This window comes from Caulobacter sp. HJHS_5 (assembly GCF_056683955.1).
On sequence record NZ_JBWZNC010000001.1, the window covers coordinates 81,164 to 100,583 of the forward strand.

15 protein-coding genes and 1 pseudogene are annotated in these 19,420 nt (G+C 69.7%); 10 read left to right on the forward strand and 6 right to left on the reverse strand.

Features of this window, described 5'->3' with window-relative positions:
• The first annotated feature begins 12 nt into the window (after positions 1-12).
• The 3 genes from ACFLIT_RS00465 to ACFLIT_RS00475 are packed head-to-tail and all read left to right on the forward strand — an operon-like array spanning position 13 to position 3,160.
• Positions 13-1,032 carry a sulfate/molybdate ABC transporter ATP-binding protein gene (locus ACFLIT_RS00465; protein WP_479909211.1) on the forward strand — a complete coding sequence of 340 codons (1,020 nt, stop codon included), beginning with the start codon at positions 13-15 and terminating at the stop codon, positions 1,030-1,032.
• A gap of 59 nt (positions 1,033-1,091) precedes the next feature.
• The gene (locus ACFLIT_RS00470) at positions 1,092-1,520 is read left to right on the forward strand and encodes a TadE/TadG family type IV pilus assembly protein (protein ID WP_479909212.1); all 429 of its coding nucleotides are present in this window, start codon (positions 1,092-1,094) and stop codon (positions 1,518-1,520) included.
• On the forward strand, positions 1,520-3,160 hold the full coding sequence (locus ACFLIT_RS00475) for a TadG family pilus assembly protein (protein ID WP_479909213.1): 1,641 nt from the start codon (positions 1,520-1,522) through the stop codon (positions 3,158-3,160). The genes ACFLIT_RS00470 and ACFLIT_RS00475 overlap by 1 nt, the downstream gene beginning before the upstream one ends.
• A gap of 2 nt (positions 3,161-3,162) precedes the next feature.
• Here ACFLIT_RS00475 and ACFLIT_RS00480 read toward each other — a convergent pair whose 3' ends face one another.
• From ACFLIT_RS00480 to ACFLIT_RS00490, 3 genes are read right to left on the reverse strand one after another with little or no spacing between them, the layout of a single operon-like run.
• Entirely contained in the window at positions 3,163-4,134 is a 972-nt protein-coding gene (locus ACFLIT_RS00480) for a transglutaminase family protein (RefSeq protein ID WP_479909214.1), read from the reverse strand.
• Positions 4,135-4,141: 7 nt separating this feature from the next.
• Positions 4,142-5,083, reverse strand: coding sequence for an alpha-E domain-containing protein (locus ACFLIT_RS00485; RefSeq protein WP_479909215.1), 942 nt, complete (start codon positions 5,081-5,083; stop codon positions 4,142-4,144).
• Positions 5,080-6,510 carry a circularly permuted type 2 ATP-grasp protein gene (locus ACFLIT_RS00490; protein WP_479909797.1) on the reverse strand — a complete coding sequence of 477 codons (1,431 nt, stop codon included), beginning with the start codon at positions 6,508-6,510 and terminating at the stop codon, positions 5,080-5,082. Before ACFLIT_RS00490 ends, ACFLIT_RS00485 begins: the two co-directional genes overlap by 4 nt.
• A 420-nt stretch (positions 6,511-6,930) precedes the next feature.
• Between ACFLIT_RS00490 and ACFLIT_RS00495 the strand changes: the two genes are divergently transcribed.
• From ACFLIT_RS00495 to ACFLIT_RS00505, 3 genes are all read left to right on the forward strand, one after another.
• Positions 6,931-8,727, forward strand: coding sequence for an autotransporter assembly complex protein TamA (locus tag ACFLIT_RS00495; protein ID WP_479909216.1), 1,797 nt, complete (start codon positions 6,931-6,933; stop codon positions 8,725-8,727).
• The gene (locus ACFLIT_RS00500; RefSeq protein WP_479909217.1) at positions 8,724-12,890 is read left to right on the forward strand and encodes a translocation/assembly module TamB domain-containing protein; all 4,167 of its coding nucleotides are present in this window, start codon (positions 8,724-8,726) and stop codon (positions 12,888-12,890) included. Before ACFLIT_RS00495 ends, ACFLIT_RS00500 begins: the two co-directional genes overlap by 4 nt.
• Positions 12,891-13,716: 826 nt before the next feature.
• A complete protein-coding gene (locus tag ACFLIT_RS00505) occupies positions 13,717-13,884 on the forward strand; it encodes a hypothetical protein (RefSeq protein ID WP_479909218.1) in 168 nt (55 codons plus the stop codon).
• On the opposite strand, the pseudogene phhA reads toward ACFLIT_RS00505, so the two are convergent.
• The 3 genes and pseudogenes from phhA to hspQ form a co-directional block, all read right to left on the reverse strand.
• Positions 13,847-14,774: pseudogene (gene phhA, locus ACFLIT_RS00510) on the reverse strand (phenylalanine 4-monooxygenase). The gene ACFLIT_RS00505 and the pseudogene phhA sit on opposite strands and share 38 nt — an antisense overlap.
• A 96-nt stretch (positions 14,775-14,870) precedes the next feature.
• Positions 14,871-15,191 (reverse strand): hypothetical protein, encoded by a 321-nt coding sequence (locus ACFLIT_RS00515; RefSeq protein WP_479909219.1) that lies wholly within the window; start codon positions 15,189-15,191, stop codon positions 14,871-14,873.
• An 83-nt stretch (positions 15,192-15,274) separates the two neighbouring features.
• Positions 15,275-15,604, reverse strand: coding sequence for a heat shock protein HspQ (gene hspQ, locus ACFLIT_RS00520; RefSeq protein ID WP_479909220.1), 330 nt, complete (start codon positions 15,602-15,604; stop codon positions 15,275-15,277).
• 157 nt (positions 15,605-15,761) lie between these two features.
• Here hspQ and ACFLIT_RS00525 point away from each other — a divergent pair, with 157 nt between their 5' ends.
• The 4 genes from ACFLIT_RS00525 (at position 15,762) to guaB (ending at position 19,398) form a co-directional block, all read left to right on the forward strand.
• Positions 15,762-16,844: a Ppx/GppA phosphatase family protein gene (locus ACFLIT_RS00525; protein ID WP_479909221.1), complete on the forward strand. Its 1,083-nt coding sequence runs from the start codon at positions 15,762-15,764 to the stop codon at positions 16,842-16,844.
• Positions 16,841-17,545 (forward strand): RlmE family RNA methyltransferase, encoded by a 705-nt coding sequence (locus tag ACFLIT_RS00530; RefSeq protein WP_479909222.1) that lies wholly within the window; start codon positions 16,841-16,843, stop codon positions 17,543-17,545. Before ACFLIT_RS00525 ends, ACFLIT_RS00530 begins: the two co-directional genes overlap by 4 nt.
• Before the next feature lie 2 nt (positions 17,546-17,547).
• Positions 17,548-17,856, forward strand: coding sequence for a hypothetical protein (locus tag ACFLIT_RS00535; protein ID WP_479909223.1), 309 nt, complete (start codon positions 17,548-17,550; stop codon positions 17,854-17,856).
• 78 nt (positions 17,857-17,934) lie between these two features.
• Entirely contained in the window at positions 17,935-19,398 is a 1,464-nt protein-coding gene (gene guaB, locus ACFLIT_RS00540) for an IMP dehydrogenase (RefSeq protein ID WP_479909224.1), read from the forward strand.
• The last annotated feature ends 22 nt before the right edge of the window (positions 19,399-19,420 follow it).

A 19,420-nucleotide genomic window follows, 5' to 3' on the forward strand; every position in this document is an offset into this window, starting at 1 on the left:
AAGACCCGCCGCATGACCATCTCGATCCGCGACGTCTCGAAGTCCTATGGCCGCTATCCGGCGCTCAAGAACGTGAGCCTGGAGATCGCGCCGGGCGAACTGCTGGCCCTGCTCGGCCCCTCGGGCTCGGGCAAGACCACCCTGCTGCGCACCGTCGCCGGTCTGGAGTTTCCCGAGAGCGGCCAGGTCTGCTTCGAGGGCGAGGACGTGACCTTCACCGGCGCCGCCGACCGCCGGGTCGGCTTCGTCTTCCAGCAATACGCCCTGTTCAAGCACATGACGGTGGCCAAGAACGTCGCCTTCGGCCTCGACGTGCGCAGGAAGAACAAGCCCCCGAAAGCCGAGATCGCCAAACGGGTGGACGAACTGCTCAAGCTGGTCGAGCTCGACGGCCTGGGCGGCCGGTATCCGTCGCAGCTGTCCGGCGGCCAGCGGCAGCGCGTCGCCCTGTCGCGCGCTCTGGCGGTGAACCCCAGCGTGCTGCTGCTCGACGAGCCGTTCGGCGCCCTCGACGCCACCGTCCGCAAGTCGCTCCGCAAGGAGCTGCGCCGCATCCACGACGCCACCGGCGTCACCACCGTCTTCGTCACCCACGATCAGGAAGAGGCGCTGGAGCTGGCCGACCGCGTGGCCATCCTCAACCAGGGCCGGATCGAACAGGTCGGAACCCCGGCGGAGGTCTATGAAACGCCGGCCGCGCCCTTCGTCTGCGGCTTTGTCGGCGAGGCCAATCGCTTCGAGGGGCGGGTGGAGCAGGGGCGTTTCATCGACGGCGCCTTGACCCTGCCGGCGCCCGGTGTCGCCGACGGCGCGGCCGTGGCCTTCGTTCGGCCGCACGACTTCACCCCCGCCAAGACCGGCCTCGAGGGCGTCATCCGCCATGTCGTCGCCCAGGGGCCGCTGGCCAAGATCGAGGTCGAAATCGGCGGCCGCACCGCCGAAGTCGTGGCCCCGCGCGTCGAGGCCGAGACCCGCAAGGCCGGCGAGTCCATCGCCCTGGCCGTCCGCAAGGCGCACGTTTACCCGCTATAGGCGAATTGTCCCGCGTTCAATTTACGAGAGATTCACAATCTTAAGCACAACCTATGGTCATGACGCCGAGGGCTCGCAACCATAGGAAAGTCTTCGCCGACCAGTCGGGCGCGGCCGCCGTCGAGTTCGCGATCGTCGCGCCGATGCTGGTGGTGCTGCTGATCGGCATCCTGTCCTACGGCGGCTACTTCTGGCTCTCGCACAGCGTGCAGCAGCTCGCCAACGACGCGGCCCGCGTCGCCATAGGCGGTCTGACCCAGGCCGAACGTCAGGACCTGGCCAGCCAGGCCATGACCAGCGAGGTCGCCGACTACCCCTTCCTGAACACGCGGGACGTGAGCGCCACCGTCACCGGCGACGACCAGGTGCTGAGCGTCGCGGTCGCCTATGACGCGAGCCAGGCGCCGTTCTGGGTCTTCCGGGGGCTTGTGCCTCTTCCGTCATCCACCATCACCCGAAGCGCCACGATCAGGCTCGGAGGCTACTGATGCGCCTGGGGGGGATTTGGAAGAACGAGCGAGGGGCCGTCTCGGTGATGGTCGCGGCGTCGATGGCCATGCTGCTGGCCAGCGCGGCCCTCGCCATCGACCTCGGCTCGATCTACCTGCACAGCCGTAAGCTGCAGGGCGCCGCCGATCTCGCCGCCATCGCGGCCGCGTCGGACCTGCCGCGCGCCACGGCGGCGGTCGAGGCGACCGCCCGCGCCAACGGCTTCACCACCGACCTGACCGCCACCGTCACGCCCGGCCACTGGGTGAACGACCCGAAGGTCGCGCCCGCGAACCGGTTCACGGCGAGCGGCGTCGACCCCGACGCCGCCCGCGTCACCCTGAAGTCTCAGGCTCCGCTCTACTTCGGCCAGGCGATCCTCGGCCGCGCCTCGACCCCGGTGACCCGCACCGCCACCGCCGCCCGGGCCGACCTCGCCAGCTTCTCCATCGGCTCGCGCCTGGCGTCCCTGAACGGCGGGGTCGCCAACGCCCTGATCTCCACCTTGCTCGGCGGCCAGGTGAACCTCACGGTCATGGACTACAACGGCCTGGCCAACGCCGATGTGGACCTTCTGTCCTTCGTCAAGGCGCTTCGCACCCGGGCGGACCTCGGCGTCGGCGGCTTCGAGGAGACGCTCGACGCCGACATCGCCTTGCCCACGGTGCTGGCCGCGCTCAGCGACACCCTGACCGCCGGTGGGAACGCCGCGGCCGCCCAGTCGGTCAAGAAGATCGCCGCCGCCGCCGACGTCGGCCGCAAGGTGAAGCTCAGCGCGCTTCTCGATCTCGGACCCTACGCCCATCAGAGCCATGTGGCCGGCGTCAACTCGGCCAGGGTGGAGGTGTCCGCCATGGACCTGGCCGGCGCCGTCCTGACCCTGGGCCAGGAAGGGCGGCAGGTTAAGCTCGACCTGGGCGCGACCGTTCCGGGCCTCGCCGACGTCGATGTCTGGCTGGCCATCGGCGAGCGGCCGGCGAATTCGCCCTGGATCGCCATCACCGACAAGAACACGGTCATCGTCCGCACCGCCCAGACCCGCCTCTACATCGAGGCCTCCGTCGGCGCCTCGGGCCTGGGCCTCGCCCAGATCAAGCTGCCGCTGCTGCTCGAGGTCGCCTCGGCCGAGGCGAAGCTCTCAAGCCTGTCGTGCGCCAACGGCTCGGTGAACCTGGCGGTGGCGCCCAGCGTCGGCAAGCTGGCCATCGCCGAGATCAACACCGCCAAGCTCAACGACTTCAAGACCCCGCTCACCCGCACGACCGCGACCCTGGTCAGCCTGCCGCTGGTGAAGGTGACCGGCGAGGCGAACGTCGACCTCGGCGGCGCGCAGTGGAAAACCGTCGGCTTTTCACGATCCGAGATTCAGGCGGGCGCGATCAAGAGCGTATCGACCAGCAACATCGTCTCCCACACCGTCTCGACCCTGCTGGGAGATCTTCAGCTCGACGTCCAGCTTCTGGGCCTGGGGCTCGGCCTCGGCAACCTGACGCAGCAGGTCAACACCCTCCTGGCGCCCGTCGGCGCGCCCCTCGACGGCGTGGTCAATCTTCTGCTTGGTCTGGTGGGCGTCAAGCTCGGCGAAGCCGATGTGCGGGTGAGCGGCCTGCGCTGCGGTCAGGCCGCCCTGGTGGCCTGAGGCTACTGCTGCTGCTGCTGTTGTTGCTGCTCGCGCTGGCGATCTTCGTCGCGCCGGCGGCGGCCGCCCTGGAAGGCCGGCCGGGCCAGGCGCATGTACTCCGGCTCGGTGAGGGCCGCGCGGGCTTTGCGGACCTGCACCCCGACCGCCAGCTGGCTTTCGGCCTCGCCCTTGTAGACCCCGCGCGAGGGCGGCACGTCGCCGTAGTCGCGCCCGATCGCGACGCCGATGTGCCGTTCGCCGGTCAGGACGTTGTTGGTCGGGTCGAAGCCGATCCAGCGCAGGCTCGGCAGGAACACCTCGACCCAGGCGTGGGTGGCGTCCGGGTCGGAGCGGTCGCCCGCGTCGCGGTCGGTGAACAGGTAGCCGGAGACATAGCGGGCGGGCAGGCCCCAGGATCGGCAGATGGCGATCATGATGTGGGCGAAGTCCTGGCAGACGCCGCGGCCGGCGGCGAGGGCCATGTCGATCGGGCTGTCGGCCTCGGTCACGCCGGTCTGGTAGTCGAAGGCCTCGTAGATCGCGGTGTTCAGCTGGCGAAGCGCGTTCAGCGGGTCTCGCCGGCGCAGTTCGTCCAGCCGCCGCTCGACGACGAAGGTCTTCAGGGCCTCGCTGGGCGTGGCGAAGCCGTGCGGCGCCAGGAAGTCGAAGCATTCCCCCCGCACGAAGTCGCTGCGCAGCCGGTCCCACTCGCCGACGTCCAGCGCCTCGGGCAGGGACGGCTGGGCCAGGGTCTCGACGGCCGAGCGGGCGATGATGTTCAGCCGCTCGTGCGGCTGCGGCACGTCGAAGTGGTGCACCGCGTTGCCGAAGGCGTCGATGTAGGAGAACACCTGGGCGGCCGGATCCAGGTCCAGCTCGAAGCTGACCAGACGCTGGCCGGTCTTGGCCGGCTGCACGTGCAGTTCCATGACGCTTTCCCGCACGGGCTCGGCGTAGTGGTACTGGGTGACGTGTCGGATCTCGAGCAGCATCGATGCCTCAGGCCGGCAGGCGAAGTTCAAGCGGATAGGCCACGAAGGTCTCGTAGATCGTTTCGTGGATGCGGGCGCATTCGGTGACCACGGTGGCCAAGAGGCCGCTGGCCCCCTGGACGCTCAGTTCATCGAGGTCGGCGTACTGCAGGCGCGCCTTCAGGCGGCCGGCGATGCGGTGCGGACCCGTGCGGCCGCCGTCGTCGGTGTTGCGCGTCATCTGGTCGAGATGTTCCTCGATCCGCGCCGTGGCGAAGCGGATGGAGCGCGGGAAGTCCTCGTCGAACAGCAGGAACTCCAGGATGAATCGCGGCTCGATCTCGGCGGTGTAGGTCCGCAGATACGGTTCCAGCGCGCAGGCCATGCGCAGCGAACTCATCAGGGCGATGTGGTCGGTGATCCGCCGACGGCGGCCCTCGCCGAAACAGACCTCCAGCAGGCGGGCGATCAGCTGCGCCCGTTCGAGGTAGACCCCCACCATCAGGAACCGCCAGCTGTCGCCGTGGCTCATGGTCGACTCGGCGGCCCCCTTGAACAGGTGCACGTCGGAGATCAGCTCGTGCAGGAAGCCGGTGGGATTCTCCTCGAAGTCGGCGCTGGCGGTGTCGCCGGTCACCCGCAGGTAGAGAATGTTCAGCCGTTCCCAGGTCTCGGTGGTGATCTGGTCGCGCACCTGGCGGGCGTTCTCGCGAGCGCGGGCCACGGAAGTGACCACCGAATTGTCGTCCGTGCGGTCGAGCACCAGCATCTGCGCCGCTTCCAGCGGGGAAAGGTTGCGGGCGGCGCTGTCGCCGACGGCGGCGAGGGCGATCTGCGCCGCCTCGGCGCCGCTGTCGCTCTGGTCGAGCGTGGCGTTGAGCATCACGTCCGAAAGGCGCGCCAGGTGCTCGGCGCGCTCTATGTAACGGCCGACCCAGTAGAGGCTGTCGGCGACCCGAGCGAGCATCATGGCGCGACGCGTCCTTCCGGTTCGGCGGGCGCCCTGGGATCGCCCAGCACCCAGGTATCCTTCGAGCCGCCGCCCTGGCTGGAGTTGACCACCAGCGAGCCGCGCCGCAGGGCGACGCGGGTCAGGGCGCCCGGCGTCACCACGATCTTCTCGCCGCAGAGGATGAAGGGGCGCAGGTCCACGTGGCGCGGCTCGATGGCCCCGTCGACGAGGCACGGCGCGGTGGAGAGCTGGATCGTCGGCTGGGCGATATAGTTGGCCGGGTCGGCCTTCAGGGCCACGGCGAACTCGTCGCGCTCCTTCTGCGTGGCGTGCGGGCCGACCAGCATGCCGTAGCCGCCGGAAGCCCCCACGGCCTTGACCACCAGCTTGTCGAGGTTGGCCAGCGTATGGCTCAGCTGCGCCGGCTCGCGGCACAGATAGGTCTCGATGTTCGGCAGGATGGCGTCTTCGTCGAGATAGTAGCGGATGATGTCCGGCACATAGGCGTAGACCGCCTTGTCGTCGGCGACGCCGGTGCCCGGCGCGTTGCAGATCACCACATTGCCGGCCCGGTAGGCGTTGAACAGCCCGGCGACCCCCAGGCCGCTGTCCCGGCGGAAGGTGAGGGGGTCGATGAAGTCGTCGTCCACCCGGCGATAGATCACGTCGATCCGGCGCAGGCCCGTGGTGGTGCGCATGTAGACCATGTTGTCGTGCACCACGAGGTCGCGGCCCTCGACCAGCGGCACGCCCATCAGGCGCGCGAGGTAGGCGTGCTCATAGTAGGCGGAGTTGTAGACCCCCGGGGTCAGCACCACGACCTGCGGGTCTGGCCGCCAGTCGGGACTCATCGACTTCAGGGTCGAGAGCAGCAGGTCGGGATAGCGCTCGACCGGGCGCACGTTGGCGGCGCGATAGGTGCCGGGGAAGGTGCGGCGCGCGGCGTCGCGGTTGGCCAGCATGTAGGAGACGCCGGAGGGCACCCGCAGATTGTCTTCCAGCACGGCGAAGGCGCCGTCCTGGCCCCGGATCAGGTCCGAGCCGCAGACATTGGCGTAGGCCTTGTGCGGCACATAGAGGTGCTGCATCTCGCGGCGATAGCTCGGCGCGCCGAGCACCAGATCGCGGGGAATCACCCCGTCCATCAGGATGTGTTGGTCGCCATAGATGTCGGCGAGGAAGAGGTTCAGCGCTTTCAGGCGCTGGGTGAGGCCGGCCTCGATGGTGGCCCACTCCGCCGCCGGGATGATGCGTGGAAAGAGGTCGGTCGGGATGATCCGCTCGGTGGTGCTTTCCGCGCCATAGACCGTGAAGGTGATGCCCTGCAGCAGGAAGGAGCGTTCCTGGGTGCGCTGGCGCTCGTCCAGTTCGGCCGGCGAAAGTGTCGACATCCGGCCCTGCAGGGGCGCGTAGTGGGGGCGAACCCTGCCGTCCGGGGCATACATCTCGTCATAGGCCAGGCCCGGCAGGTAAGCGGGCTCAAGCGTCGTCTCGATCTCCTGGATGTTCGCCACGCTGAGGCCGTACTCCGTTCTGTTCGCGGGCCGAACCCGCGCTGCGACCCTAGCTGGGCTGGAATCTCAACGCGCTGCAATTCGATTCCGCCTGCGCGGTGAACGACCGGCGCCGCGAAATTGTGCATCTTTTGACCCCGCTGCGAACGGGCGGCGCCGCTTTGGCCTTGAAGCGGCCGTCACCCTGGCCGACTAAAGGTTCGTCTTGGGCGGCGGGATCGCCCGGATTCGCGCCACTCCTGCAAAGGGCCGACGCCTCTGCCGCCGAGAGCGATCCCTTCTTCCGCTGTCCGGATTCGAACGCTATCACCCCTCCGGGGGCGATCGAGCAGGATGGACCGCTTGAGACGCTTGAGCTTGGCTTTGGTCGTGGTTGCTACGGCGAGCGCCGCCGTATCGGCCAGGGCCGCCGAGCCCCGCGCGAATGTCGAGGGCGTCGACGACGAGGCCCTGCGCGACCTCATCGTCCAGGCGATCGGCGAGGTTCCCGCGGCGGCGCCGAGCCGCTTCGAAGCGCGTCGCCGGGCGACCGCGGCGGGCGACGACGCCATCGCCGTCCTGCGATCCGAAGGCTACTACGCCTACACCGTCACCCCCGATCTCGATGACGGGGACCCGCCGCGCCCGGTGGTGCGCATTGAAACCGGGCCGCGCTTCAGCATCGCCGAGCCGCATGTCGATTGGGTGGGCGCCGCCCCCGCCCTCGAAGGCGTCACCGCCGCCAATACCGCCATGGCCTTGCCGGATGGCTCGCCGGGCCGGGCCGCCGCCGTTCTGGCCGCCGAGGGCCGGGTCGTCGCGCAGTTGCAGGAACAGGGGTACGCCGATGTGCGCGCCGAGCCGCGCGAGGTCATCGTCGACCACGCCGACAAGACCGTGCGCCCGGCCTTCCGCATCGCCGCCGGCCAGATCGTGCGGCTCGACGGGCTGAACCTCGCCAATCCCGACGGGCGCACCAATCCGGCATGGCTGGCCAGCCTGACCCCGTGGAAGCCCGGCGACGTCTACAAGCCCGATCTCGTCGGCGAACTCGAACGACGGCTGCGCGACACCGGCGTCTACGACTCCGTGACCGTCGCCCTGCAGGACTCGGACAAGGCGACGACGGACGGCCTGCGGCCGGTTCTGGTCAGCCTCGCCGATCGCGCCGGCCGCACGGTGGAGCTCGGAGCCGGCTATTCGACCAGCGAAGGCGTCGGCGTCGACGGCCGCCTGATCCGCTACAACCGCTTCCGCCGGGCCGACACCGAGACCCTGACCGCGCGCCTGGCGGAGATCGAGCGCCGGCTGGACGCGGAGGTGGCGCTGCCGCACTGGCGCCGCGCCCAGCAGACCTTGAAGTTCGGCGGCGGCGTCTACCAGACCAACAGCCTCGCCTATGAGGAAACCGGCGCCGGCGTCCGCGCGGACGTCACCCGCCGGTTCGGACGGACCGCCGCCACCTCGCTGGGGGCGCCGGCGTCCTACCTCACCGTCGGCGCGTCGCTGGACGTGACGCGGACCACCGACACCACCATCGCCAATCCCACCGGGCGTGAGCGCGACCTGGCGACCCTGACCACCCTCGGCGCCTTCGCCTGGGACGCCTCCGACAATCCCCTCGACCCCCGGCGCGGCTGGCGGCTGGAGGCGCGCGGCGAACCGACCTTGACGTTCGGCGACGCCACCCTCGGCTACTTCCGCACCTCCGTGCAGGGATCGGCCTACCTGCCCATGGGCGCCGAAGCCCGGACCGTGCTGGCCGGGCGGGTGCGGGTGGGGGCGATCCTGGGCGGCGCGGTCGCCGACATTCCGGCGGCGCGGCGCTTCTACGCGGGCGGCGGCGGATCGGTGCGCGGCTACGCCTACCAGGCCATCGGGCCGCGTCTGGCCGACAACACGCCTCGGGGCGGCGCCTCCCTCCTGGAGACCTCGTTCGAGGTGCGCCACAAGATCACCCAGCAGTGGGGCGCGGTGGCCTTCATCGACGCGGGCGCGGTCAGCCCCTACCGGACGCCCAGCGCCGGGGACTTCAGCGTCGGCGCGGGCTTCGGCGTGCGCTACGATCTCGGTTTCGGCCCGATCCGCGCCGACATCGCCTTCCCGCTGGAGAAGCGGCAGGGCGATCCCGCCTTCCAGGTCTACATCAGCATCGGGCAGAGCTTTTGACCGACGACGCGCCCGACAAGGTGGAGGAGGTCGTCGTCAAGGTGCGGCGGCGGCTCGGCGCGCCCGGCTGGATCATCGTGATCTCGGTCGGCCTCGTGCTGCTGGTCGCCGCGGCCCTGTCGCTGGTGCGTTACGGGGCGATCACCCCCCAAGGCCGCCTGTTCGTCGAGGCGCGCGCCAACGGGCTGAAGATCGGCCGCATGGGCCGGCTGAAGATCGAGGGCGTCGGCGGCGACATCTGGCGCGACTTCACCGTGCGCCGGCTGACCATCGTCGACGAAAAGGGCGTCTGGCTGGACGCCCAGGATCTGCGCATCCAATGGCGCTACGCCGAGCTGTTCTCCCGTCGCTTCCACGCCGACCGCATCGCGGCGCGGCAGGTGATCGTGCTGCGGCGGCCGACCCTCACGCCCAAGGGGCCGCCGTCCGGCGCCGCGCCGATCTCGGCGGCCATCGACGCCTTCGCCGCGAGGCTCGATCTGCGGCCTGAATTCAGCGGTCGCCAAGGGCTCTACGACCTTGCCGGCAATTACGCCTTCGAGCGCACCGGCGGCCAGAAGGGGGCGATCAGCGCCCAGAGCCTGTTGCAGGGCAGCGACCACCTGCGAGCCGTCTTCGACCTCGGCCGCGGCAAGACCATCAAGGTCGACGCCGACATCCGCGAGCAGCAGGGCGGCGCCCTGGCCGGCGCTATCGGCCTGCCCACTGATCGCCCCTTCATGCTGGCCGCCAAGGCCGAAGGCACGACCAGCGAAGGCCGCTTCACGGTCGATTCCGCGCTCGGGAACACCAAGCCGCTCAGCGGCCAGGGCGCCTGGAACCCGCAGGGCGGTTCGGCGACCGGCCGCCTCGATCTCGCCGCCTCCAAGTTCACCCACGTGCTGGTCGGCATGGCCGGGCCGGAGGCGAAGTTCACGGTCAGCGGCCGCAAGGTCGACGCCGAATTCCATGCGCTCGACATCAATCTCGCCTCCGAGAACATCACCGTGGCCGGAAAAGGTCGCGCCAACCTCGGCAAGCGGCTGACCGGGCCGGAAGGGCTCGCGACCGAGGTCTCGGTCGCTCAGATGAAGCGGATCGTGACCATCCCGGAGATGGGCTCGGCCCGCTGGCAGGGCGTCACCCGGCTCGACAACGCCGACTGGTCGCTGGACGGGCAGGGCGTGCTCGAGCGCTTCGGCCTGCTCGGCTATACCCTGACGCGCGCCTCGGGGCCGGTGAAGGTCGGGATGAAGCAGGGCGAACTGACCGTCGACGTCAGCGCCGAGGGGCGGGGCGGCGGCGGGACCGGCATGTTCCCGACCCTGTTCGGCGCATCGCCGAAGGCGACGGCGGTGATCTCTCGTCTGAAGGACGGCCGATTCCTGTGGCGCAGGCTGACGTTCAACGGCGCCGGTCTGCGCGCCGACGCGGTGGGGGGCCGCACCCTGTTCGGAGCCCTGACCTTCAAGGGCCAGGCGACGGTCAGCGACCTGACGCCGGTGCACCAGGGCGCCAAGGGTCGCCTCGCGGGCTCCTGGTCGGCGACCCAGGCGGGTGGGAGCAAGCCTTGGCTGATCACCTTCGACGGCAAGGGCGCCGACTTCGCGCTCGGCTTCGGCGAGGTCGACCGCCTGCTGGGCGCGACGCCGCGCCTGCGCGGCCGCATGGCCTGGGTCGACAACCACTTCGACATCGCCGAGGCGAACCTCGACGGCGGCGCGGCCTCGGCCGGCGCCGCCGGCACGGTCGGCCCCGACAACGCCCTCAAGCTGAAGGTCGACTGGAACGCCGACGGCCCCTTCCGCGTCGGGCCCATCGAGGTGACCGGCAAGGCCAAGGGCGACGGGGCGATCAACGGCACGATCGCCGCCCCGCGCCTCGACCTGATGGCCGACTTCGACCAGGTGGACATTCCGCGCCTGCCGCTGACCCAGGCCCACGCGGTGCTGAGCTTCGTCCAGGGCGCCAACGGCAGCGACGGCCGTTTCGACCTCACCGCCAACAGCCAGTACGGCCCGGCGCGCGGTCGCGCCGATTTCCGCTTCGCCCCCGGCGGCGTCGAGCTCAGCGGCGTCGATGTCGACGCCGGCGGGGCCCAGGCCAAGGGCGGCGTCTCCCTGCGCGAGGGGCGGCCCTCGACCGCCGACCTCACTGTCGCCGTCGGTCCCGGGGCCTTCCTGACCCAGGGGCGGATCGCCGGGGGCGTGAAGATCGTCGACGCGGCGGGCGGCCCGCGCGGGACCCTGGATCTGAAGGCGACCGACGCGACCTGGGGCGGCGGCGTCACCCTGGCGGATGCCCGGATCACCGCCGACGGCCCGCTCTCGCGTCTGCCGTTCCGCATCCAGGGCGACGGCATGGCGCCGCCGGGCGGCTGGAAGATCGACAGTTCGGGCGTCTTCGTCGACCAGGGCGACAACTTCGCCGTCAGCCTGGACGGCCAGGGCTCGATGGGCGCGGCCAAGGTCTCCACCCGCGAGACCGCCCAGGTGCGGTTCGGAAACGCCGGCGTGACCTCCCGCCTGCGGCTGGCGGTCGGCAACGGTCGCGCCGACATCGATTTCGCGCTCGCGGACCAGACCGCCGACCTGAAGGCCGACCTCGCCGACGTCGCCCTCGGCGCCCTGAACCCCGACCTCGAGGGCGGGGTCACCGCCCAGGTCAACATGCAGGGCCGCGGCGAGGTCCTGACCGGCGATCTCGTCGCCGAGATCAAGGGCGCGCGGGAGCGCGGCGTGGCCGGCCAGTCGCTCGACGGCCGCCTGACGGCGCGGCTCGACGATCGCACCATCACCCTGCGGGCCAACGCCGGCAACGCCCAGGGCCTCAGCGCCTCGGCCGATCTCGTGCTTTCGGCCCTGGCCAGCGCCAAGCCGTTCGAGCTGGCCATCGACCGCACCCAGCCGATGCGCGGGCATCTGGCCGCCTCGGGCGAGGTGAAGCCGATCTGGGACCTGCTGCTGGGCGGCGACCGCTCGCTCAGCGGCAAGGCCGATCTGGAGGCGACCCTCTCCGGCACGCTGGCCGACCCGCGCCTCGTCGGTCGCGCCTCGCTGGATGGCGGTCGCTACGACGAGGGAACCGTGGGTCTGACCCTGCGGGACGTCACCCTGCGCGCCAACCTGGCCGACAACGCCATCGATGTCGCCCAGGCCAGCGCCGTCGACGGTCACGGCGGCGCGCTCCAGGGCCAGGGGCGCATCGACCTGGGCCGCGAGGGCTCCTCGACATTCCGGCTGGATTTCAAGAGCTTCCGCCTGATCGACAACGACATCGGCTCGGCCACCGCCTCGGGCCAGGCGACGGTGAACCGCGCCGCCGACGGCAAGGTGCAACTGGCCGGGGCCCTGACCATCGACCGCGCCGACATCGCCGCCGATCCGCCGACCCCGTCGGGCGTCACGCCGATGGACGTGATCGAGCGCAACCGGCCGCGCAGTCTCGACCAGGTCAACCGGCCGCCGCCGCGCCGCGGGCCCGCCATCGGGCTCGACGTCAAGCTGACCGCGCCGCGGCGGGTGTTCCTGCGCGGGCGCGGGCTCGATCTGGAAATGTCGATCGACGCCCAGGTGCGCGGCACGACCGACGCGCCGGACCTCTCCGGCGTCGCCCGGGTGGTGCGCGGCGACTACGACTTCGCCGGCAAGCGCTTCGAGTTCAGCGACCGCAGCGTGGTCTATCTGGCCGCCGCGCCCGAACGCATCCGCCTCGACCTTTCCGCCACCCGCGACGATCCCACCCTGTCGGCGACGATCAACATCGCCGGCACGGCCGCGCGGCCGGAGATCACCCTGACCTCGTCGCCGTCGCTGCCCAACGACGAGGTGCTGTCGCAGGTGCTGTTCGGGGCCTCGGCCTCGCAGCTGTCGACCTTCGAGGCCGCCCAACTGGCCTCGGCCCTGTCGGCCCTGGCGGGCGGCGGCGGCTTCGACGTGATCGGCAACGTGCGCAACCTGGCGCGGCTCGACCGCCTCGCCTTCGCGGGCGACGCGGCGGGCGGCATGACCGTGGCCGGCGGCAAGTACGTCACCGACGACGTCTATCTGGAGATCATCGGCGGTGGCCGCGAAGGCCCCGCGGCGCAGGTGGAATGGCGGGTGAAGCGCACCCTCTCCATCGTCTCCCGCGTCGGCGGCCAGGGCGACGCCAAGCTCTCGGTGCGGTGGCGGCGGGATTACTAGAGGAAATGCTCGGGCGGGCGTTCCTGAATTGTTCTGGACGGCAGGACTGCGCCGCGCTAAGTTAGCTAATAGCTAACTTAGCGCGGCGCGCATCCAATGCCCGACGAAGACCTGTATGACATCGTCATGAGGCGGAAGCTGAAGTCTCCGGCTCCTTTGCCACCGGTGCGAGGCGTTTTATCCGGGGCTACACCATATGGTCACAGTGCGTCATCAGGCCGACCGGAGGGCGGTTGGTCAGAGATGAGCGGATATCTTGGTTTGCCCGCATTCGGCGCACAAAGCGCGATGCGAGCGGACCAAGTCAGGAAAGACTATGAGGTTTCTACAGCTAAGCTCGCACCTGAAGATAGTGCTGCTCGATCTGCGCTGAAGGCGGCAGCCAGAATTAGAACCCCAGCAATCCCAAGAACGATCATCGAAGCCGTAAGACCTGGCCTCGGCCCCAAGTCGGGCAGCTTAGCCGGCGCGGCGAGGACCAATGTCAATGTCAACGAAATCGCCAGAGGTCTGGGGCGAGGAGGGCGCGTTATGGGTGTGCTTGCGGCGCTAGGGGACGCCGTGGAGCTTGCTGAAGCCGAGGACAAAGCAAGGGCTCTTACTGCTGTGGCCGGCGCTAATGGCGGTGGAGTTGCGGGGGGTATTGGCGGCGCCGAGGCAGGGGCGGCCCTCGGGGTGCTTGGAGGTCCCTTCGCCGAGGTGACGGTTCCGCTCGGCGCGATCGTCGGTGGGGCTCTCGGATCGATGGGCGGCGGATTCTATGGTCATCAGGCTGGTGAAGCCCTCTATGATCGCATCCGACCCGTTCGGTCCAAGGAGGGCGAGAATGGACGATGAAGGCGATGAAGAATCTTTGCGGCGCCGGGACTTGGACGGTGAAAGCGATGCGGAATATTTACGGCGCTGGGACATAGCGCAAGCAGTCATGGGCGTGATTATGGCCGTCGGTGCAGTCATCAGTGTCGCGGCGATTGGTGTTTCGTTGTTGCGCTAATCCGTGCACGCCCCGTCGTGCGCCCGCCGCAGGGCATAGGCCTGCGTTCCCCGCGAATAGACCTTGTCCGTCGGCAGGATCACGTCCAGCGCGATGTCGCACGCCCCCGCCAGCCGTCCGTACAACGCCCCGAAATCCGCCAGCGTCGCGTCGAGCAGCGCCTGCAGCGACGGCGTGACGAAATAGACCTGCTGGAAGTCGTCGATGCGGTAGGGCGTCCGCATGATCCGCTCCAGGTCGAAGCCCAGGCGGTTGGGGGAGGGGTCTTCCAGGGCGAAGACCGATTCCGCGCGGCTAGAGACGATGCCGGCCCCCAGAAGTCGCGGGCGGCCCTGCTCCTCGATCAGGCCGAACTCCACCGTGTACCAGTAGAGCCGGGCCAGATTCTTCAGCCGCCCCAGCGCCATGGCCCGCTCGCCGCCGCGCCCATAGGCGGCCATGTAGTCGGCGAAGGTCGGGTCGGTGAGCATCGGTACATGGCCGAAGACGTCATGGAAGACATCCGGCTCCTGCAGGTAGTCGAGCTGGTCCGGCCGCCGGATGAAGCGACCGGCGGGGAAGCGGCGATTGGCCAGCAGGTGGAAGAACACCTCGTCGGGCACCAGGCCCGGCACGGCGACGACCTGCCAGCCCGTGAGCGCCTTCAGCTCTTCATTGATCCGGGCGAAGTCCGGGATGCCGCCGCGATGCAGGTCGAGGGCGTCGAGGCCCTTCAGAAACGGTGTGCAGGCGCGGCCGGGAAGTAGTTCGGCCTGTCGCTCGTAGAGCGTGTTCCACACCGCGTGGTCTTCGGCCGTGTAGTCGGCCCAGGCCTGGTCGATGATCCAGTCGTCCGGCGCCTCAGACCTTGCCGCTGAGGACGGAGCCGCGGATTTTCCGTCTGTGCTCATCCGTCGACGCTACGCCCGAGTCGGCGGAAAATTCATGCGAACGCGGCGGCCCCAGGGAGCCGCCGCGCAAGATTCTGTCATTGGAAGGCTGGCGTTTTAGCCGATCTTGTCAAATTCGACTTGCACCGCCGCGACCTGAGCTTCGGTGAGGGCGCCGCCGCTCATCGGGATCACCTCGGTCAGGGTCATGTCGCCGATCTGGTCGTAGTATTGCGAAATTTCCGGCAGGGCTTTTTCAAGCGCCGCCTTGTAGGCCGGCATCTTGATGATGTCGTTGATCTTGGTGGTCTTCACCGACGGCTTGCCGGCGGCAGCGGCCGGGGCCGCGGCGGGCGCCTCGGCCGGAGCGGGCGCCTGCGCCACGGCGACGCCGGCGACGGAAACGGCGAGGGCCGCGGCGATCAGTACGGATTTCATGGTCTTCCTCCCTTGGGGCGGGAGGAGCCTAACACGCGGCGATTGGGCGCCTAGAGGTGTCGCACTCTAGTGCGAGAAACGCATCAATGGGCGACGCGCGGCTTCGGCCTGTAGGCGCCGTCGTCGAAGCTTTCGAAGATCAGCGCCGCCTGCGGGTGGCCCACCGGCTCGCCGGTTTCGTCGGCCAGCAGGTTCTGCTCGGAAACGTAGGCGACGTAGGTGTGCTGATCGTTCTCGGCCAGCAGATGGTAGAACGGCTGGTCCTTGTTCGGGCGGATATCCTCGGGGATCGCCTCCCACCACTCGTCGGTGTTGGAGAAGGCGGGGTCGACGTCGAAGACCACGCCCCGGAACGGGAAAACGCGGTGTTTGACGATCTGGCCGATGCCGAATTTTGCAAGACGCGTGTTCATGACGCTTTGAATACGCCTCGGTCCCTGACTGGGAGGTGAACGTAGGCGCAAGGCGACGCATCGCAAGAGCATGCCTTCCGGCGGGCGAGCACTCGCTATAGAGTCGCCTGTGAAACGAGGCGCATCCCTGCGCCGCGACCCGATCATAGGACCGCTCATGTCCGAGGCGCTGACTGCGCCCCCTGGCGGCGCCCGCGCGGCGGAGCGCCTGCGCGCCGACCCGCCGGCCTACGCCGCGCTGGACCTCGGCACCAACAACTGCCGCCTGCTGATCGCCAGCCCCACGCCGCGCGGCTTCCGCATCGTGGAGGCCTATTCGCGCATCGTCCGCCTGGGCGAGGGCCTCACCGCGTCCGGCCGCCTGTCCGACGCCGCCATGGAGCGGTCGCTGGCCGCGCTGAAGGTTTGCGCCGACAAGGTGCGCCGCCGCAGGGTGGTGCGGGTGCGGGCCATCGCCACCCAGGCCTGCCGCATGGCCGAGAACGGTCCCGCCTTCGTGCGCCGCGTCGCCGAGGAGACGGGGCTGGAACTGCAGATCATCACCCCCCGCGAGGAGGCCCAGCTCTCCGTCGCCGGCTGCCTGAACCTGCTCGACCGCGAGATGGACGCCGCCCTGGTCGTCGACGTCGGCGGCGGTTCGACCGAGCTGTCGTGGGTCAATCTGAAGGGCGAGGGGCTGGACGCCCAGCCGCGCCGCTTTCAGGCCTCGCGCCTGCCGATTACCGCCTGGCTGTCGATTCCCGTCGGTGTCGTCAGCCTGGCCGAGCGCTTCCCGGAGGGCGAGCGCGCCGACCGCGCCTGGTTCCGGGGCATGGTCGAGGACGTGAAGGCGCGCATCGAAGCCTTCCCGCACGCCGAGCGGCTGCGTCCGGTGTTCGAATCCGGGCGGGCGCATCTGGTGGGCACGTCGGGGGCGATCACCAGCCTCGCGGGCCTGCATCTCAATCTGCCGCGCTACGACCGCAGCAAGGTCGACGGCCTGTGGCTGCGCGACAGCGATTGCGTGGCCGCCGCCGAGCGGCTGCTCGGCCAGACCGCCGCCGAGCGCGCGGCGCAGCCGTGCATCGGGCCCGACCGCGCCGATCTGGTGCTGGCCGGCGCGGCGATCCTGCGGGCGGTGCAGGAGCTTTGGCCGTGCGAGCGGGTCCGCGTGGCCGATCGCGGCCTGCGGGAAGGTCTGTTGTTGTCGCTGATGGCCGAGCAGCGGCCGCGTCGCCGTCGTAGAAGGGGAGGGCGATGAGCGAGGATCCGCCACGCAAGCGCATGGTGAAGCCGCCGTCGGGCGGCGACGGCGGCGGCCGGGCGACGCCCGCGCGCCTGCGCACCGCCAAGGGCCGCACCCATTCGTCCCAGGCCTGGCTGGAGCGCCAGATCAACGACCCGTTCGCCGCCAAGGCGCGGGCCCAGGGCTATCGCAGCCGCGCGGCCTTCAAGCTGTCCGAGATCGACGACAAGGCCCGGCTGATCCGGCGCGGCTCGAAGATCATCGACCTCGGGGCCGCTCCCGGCGGCTGGGTGCAGATCGCCGTCGAGCGCGGGGCGGGCATGGTGGTCGGCGTCGACCTCTTGCCCATCGACCCGTTGCCGCCGGCCGAGCTGATCCAGATGGACTTCACCGACCCGGCCTGCGCGCCGCTGCTGCTCGAAAAGCTCGGCGGCCCGCCGGACCTCGTGATGTCGGACATGGCGCCCAACACCGTCGGCCATCGCCAGACCGATCACCTGCGGATCGTCAGCCTGATCGAGATCGCCGCCGATTTCGCCATGTCGGTGCTCAAACCCGGCGGGGCCTTCCTCACCAAATCGTTCCAGGGCGGCGAGGTGGCCGACGTCATCGCCCGCCTGAAGCCGCGCTTCGCCGATGTGAAGAGCGTCAAACCCAAGGCCAGCCGGGCTGACAGCTCCGAGGTCTATCTCCTGGCGACGGGCTTCAAGGGCTGAGCATGGTCGACGGTCGCTCTCTTCCCCGTTTGAAGAAGCGCCAGCCCCGCAAGGTGGTCATCTCGCTCGATGTCCAGGTGGCCGAGATCGTCGCCGCCCTGGCCAAGCTCGGCGGCGAGGCGCACCGCACCATGGTGCTGCAGCAGATCGCCATCGCCCGCTACGGCGCGCCGGCCCGGGTGACGCCGCGCCTGGAGCGCGAGGTCATCGCCGCCTTCGAGGCCCACTGCCGCCTGCCGCCGGACATGACCCCCCGCGTGCGCGGCTCCTTCGGTGTCACCTCCCACCGCTGGGTGCTGGCGCGGGGCTGACGGCGGGAAAAGGTCGCCTCGCCGCATTGACTCCGCCCCCGTTTGCCGGGATACCGCGCCCGCAAAACGGAGAGTCTCATGGAGATTCGCGAAGGGCTCACCTTCGACGATGTTTTGCTCGAACCCGGTCCCTCGGAGGTCATGCCGACCTCTGTGACGACGGCCACTCGGCTTACGCGCGAAATCAATCTGAACATCCCGCTGGTCTCGGCGGCGATGGATACGGTCACCGAAAGCCGGCTGGCCATCGCCCTCGCTCAGGCGGGCGGCATGGGCATCCTGCACCGCAACCTGACGGTCGACGAACAGGCCGATCAGGTGCGCGAGGTGAAGCGCTACGAAAGCGGCATGGTCATCAATCCGGTGACCATCCACCCGGACACGACGCTCGGCGAGATCCAGCAGATCAAGGCCCGGCGCAAGATCAGCGGCTTCCCCGTGGTCGAGCGCGAGACCGGCAAGCTCGCGGGCATCCTCACCAGCCGCGACGTGCGCTTCGAGACCGACCTGGCCACCCCCGCTTCGGCCCTGATGACCCGCGACGGTCTGATCACCGTGCGCGAAGGCGTCGGCCAGGCCGAGGCCCGCGATCTGGTCCGCAAGCATAAGATCGAACGCCTGATCGTGGTCGATGAAGAGGGCCGCGCCGTCGGCCTCGTCACCGTCAAGGACATGGAAAAGGCCGAGGCCTATCCCCTGGCCGCCAAGGACGAGAAGGGCCGCCTGTTGGTCGGCGCGGCCTCGACCGTCGGCGACGCCGGTTTCGAGCGCTCGATGGCCCTGGTCGATGCGGGCGTGGACGTGGTGGTGATCGACACCGCCCACGGTCACTCCAAGTCGGTCGCCGACGCCGTCTCGCGCCTGCGCCGCGAAGCCAACCGCGTGCAGATCATCGCCGGCAATATCGCCACCTACGATGCGGCCCAGGCCCTGATCGATGCGGGCGCCGACGCGGTGAAGGTCGGCATCGGCCCGGGTTCGATCTGCACCACGCGGATCGTCGCCGGCGTCGGCGTGCCGCAGCTGACCGCCATCTCGGAAGCCGTCCGCGCCGCCCGCAAGAGCGGCGTGCCGGTGATCGCCGATGGCGGCATCAAATATTCGGGCGACCTCGCCAAGGCCATCGCGGCCGGGGCTTCGGTGGCCATGATGGGTTCGATGTTCGCCGGCACCGAGGAAAGCCCGGGCGAGGTGTTCCTCTACCAGGGCCGCTCCTACAAGTCGTATCGCGGCATGGGCTCGGTGGGCGCCATGGCCCGCGGCTCGGCCGACCGCTACTTCCAGAAGGAAGTCACCGACACCTTCAAGCTGGTGCCCGAGGGCATCGAGGGCCAGACCCCGTACAAGGGTCCGGTCGGGCCGGTGATCCACCAACTGGTCGGCGGTCTGCGGGCGGCCATGGGCTACGTCGGCGCGCCGACCATCGACGAGTTCCAGAAGCGCGCGAAGTTCGTTCGCATCACCGGCGCGGGCCTGCGTGAAAGCCACGTCCACGACGTGATGATCACCCGCGAGGCGCCGAACTATCCGAGCGCGGTCTGACGGGAGAGGGCGGGGCGATGCA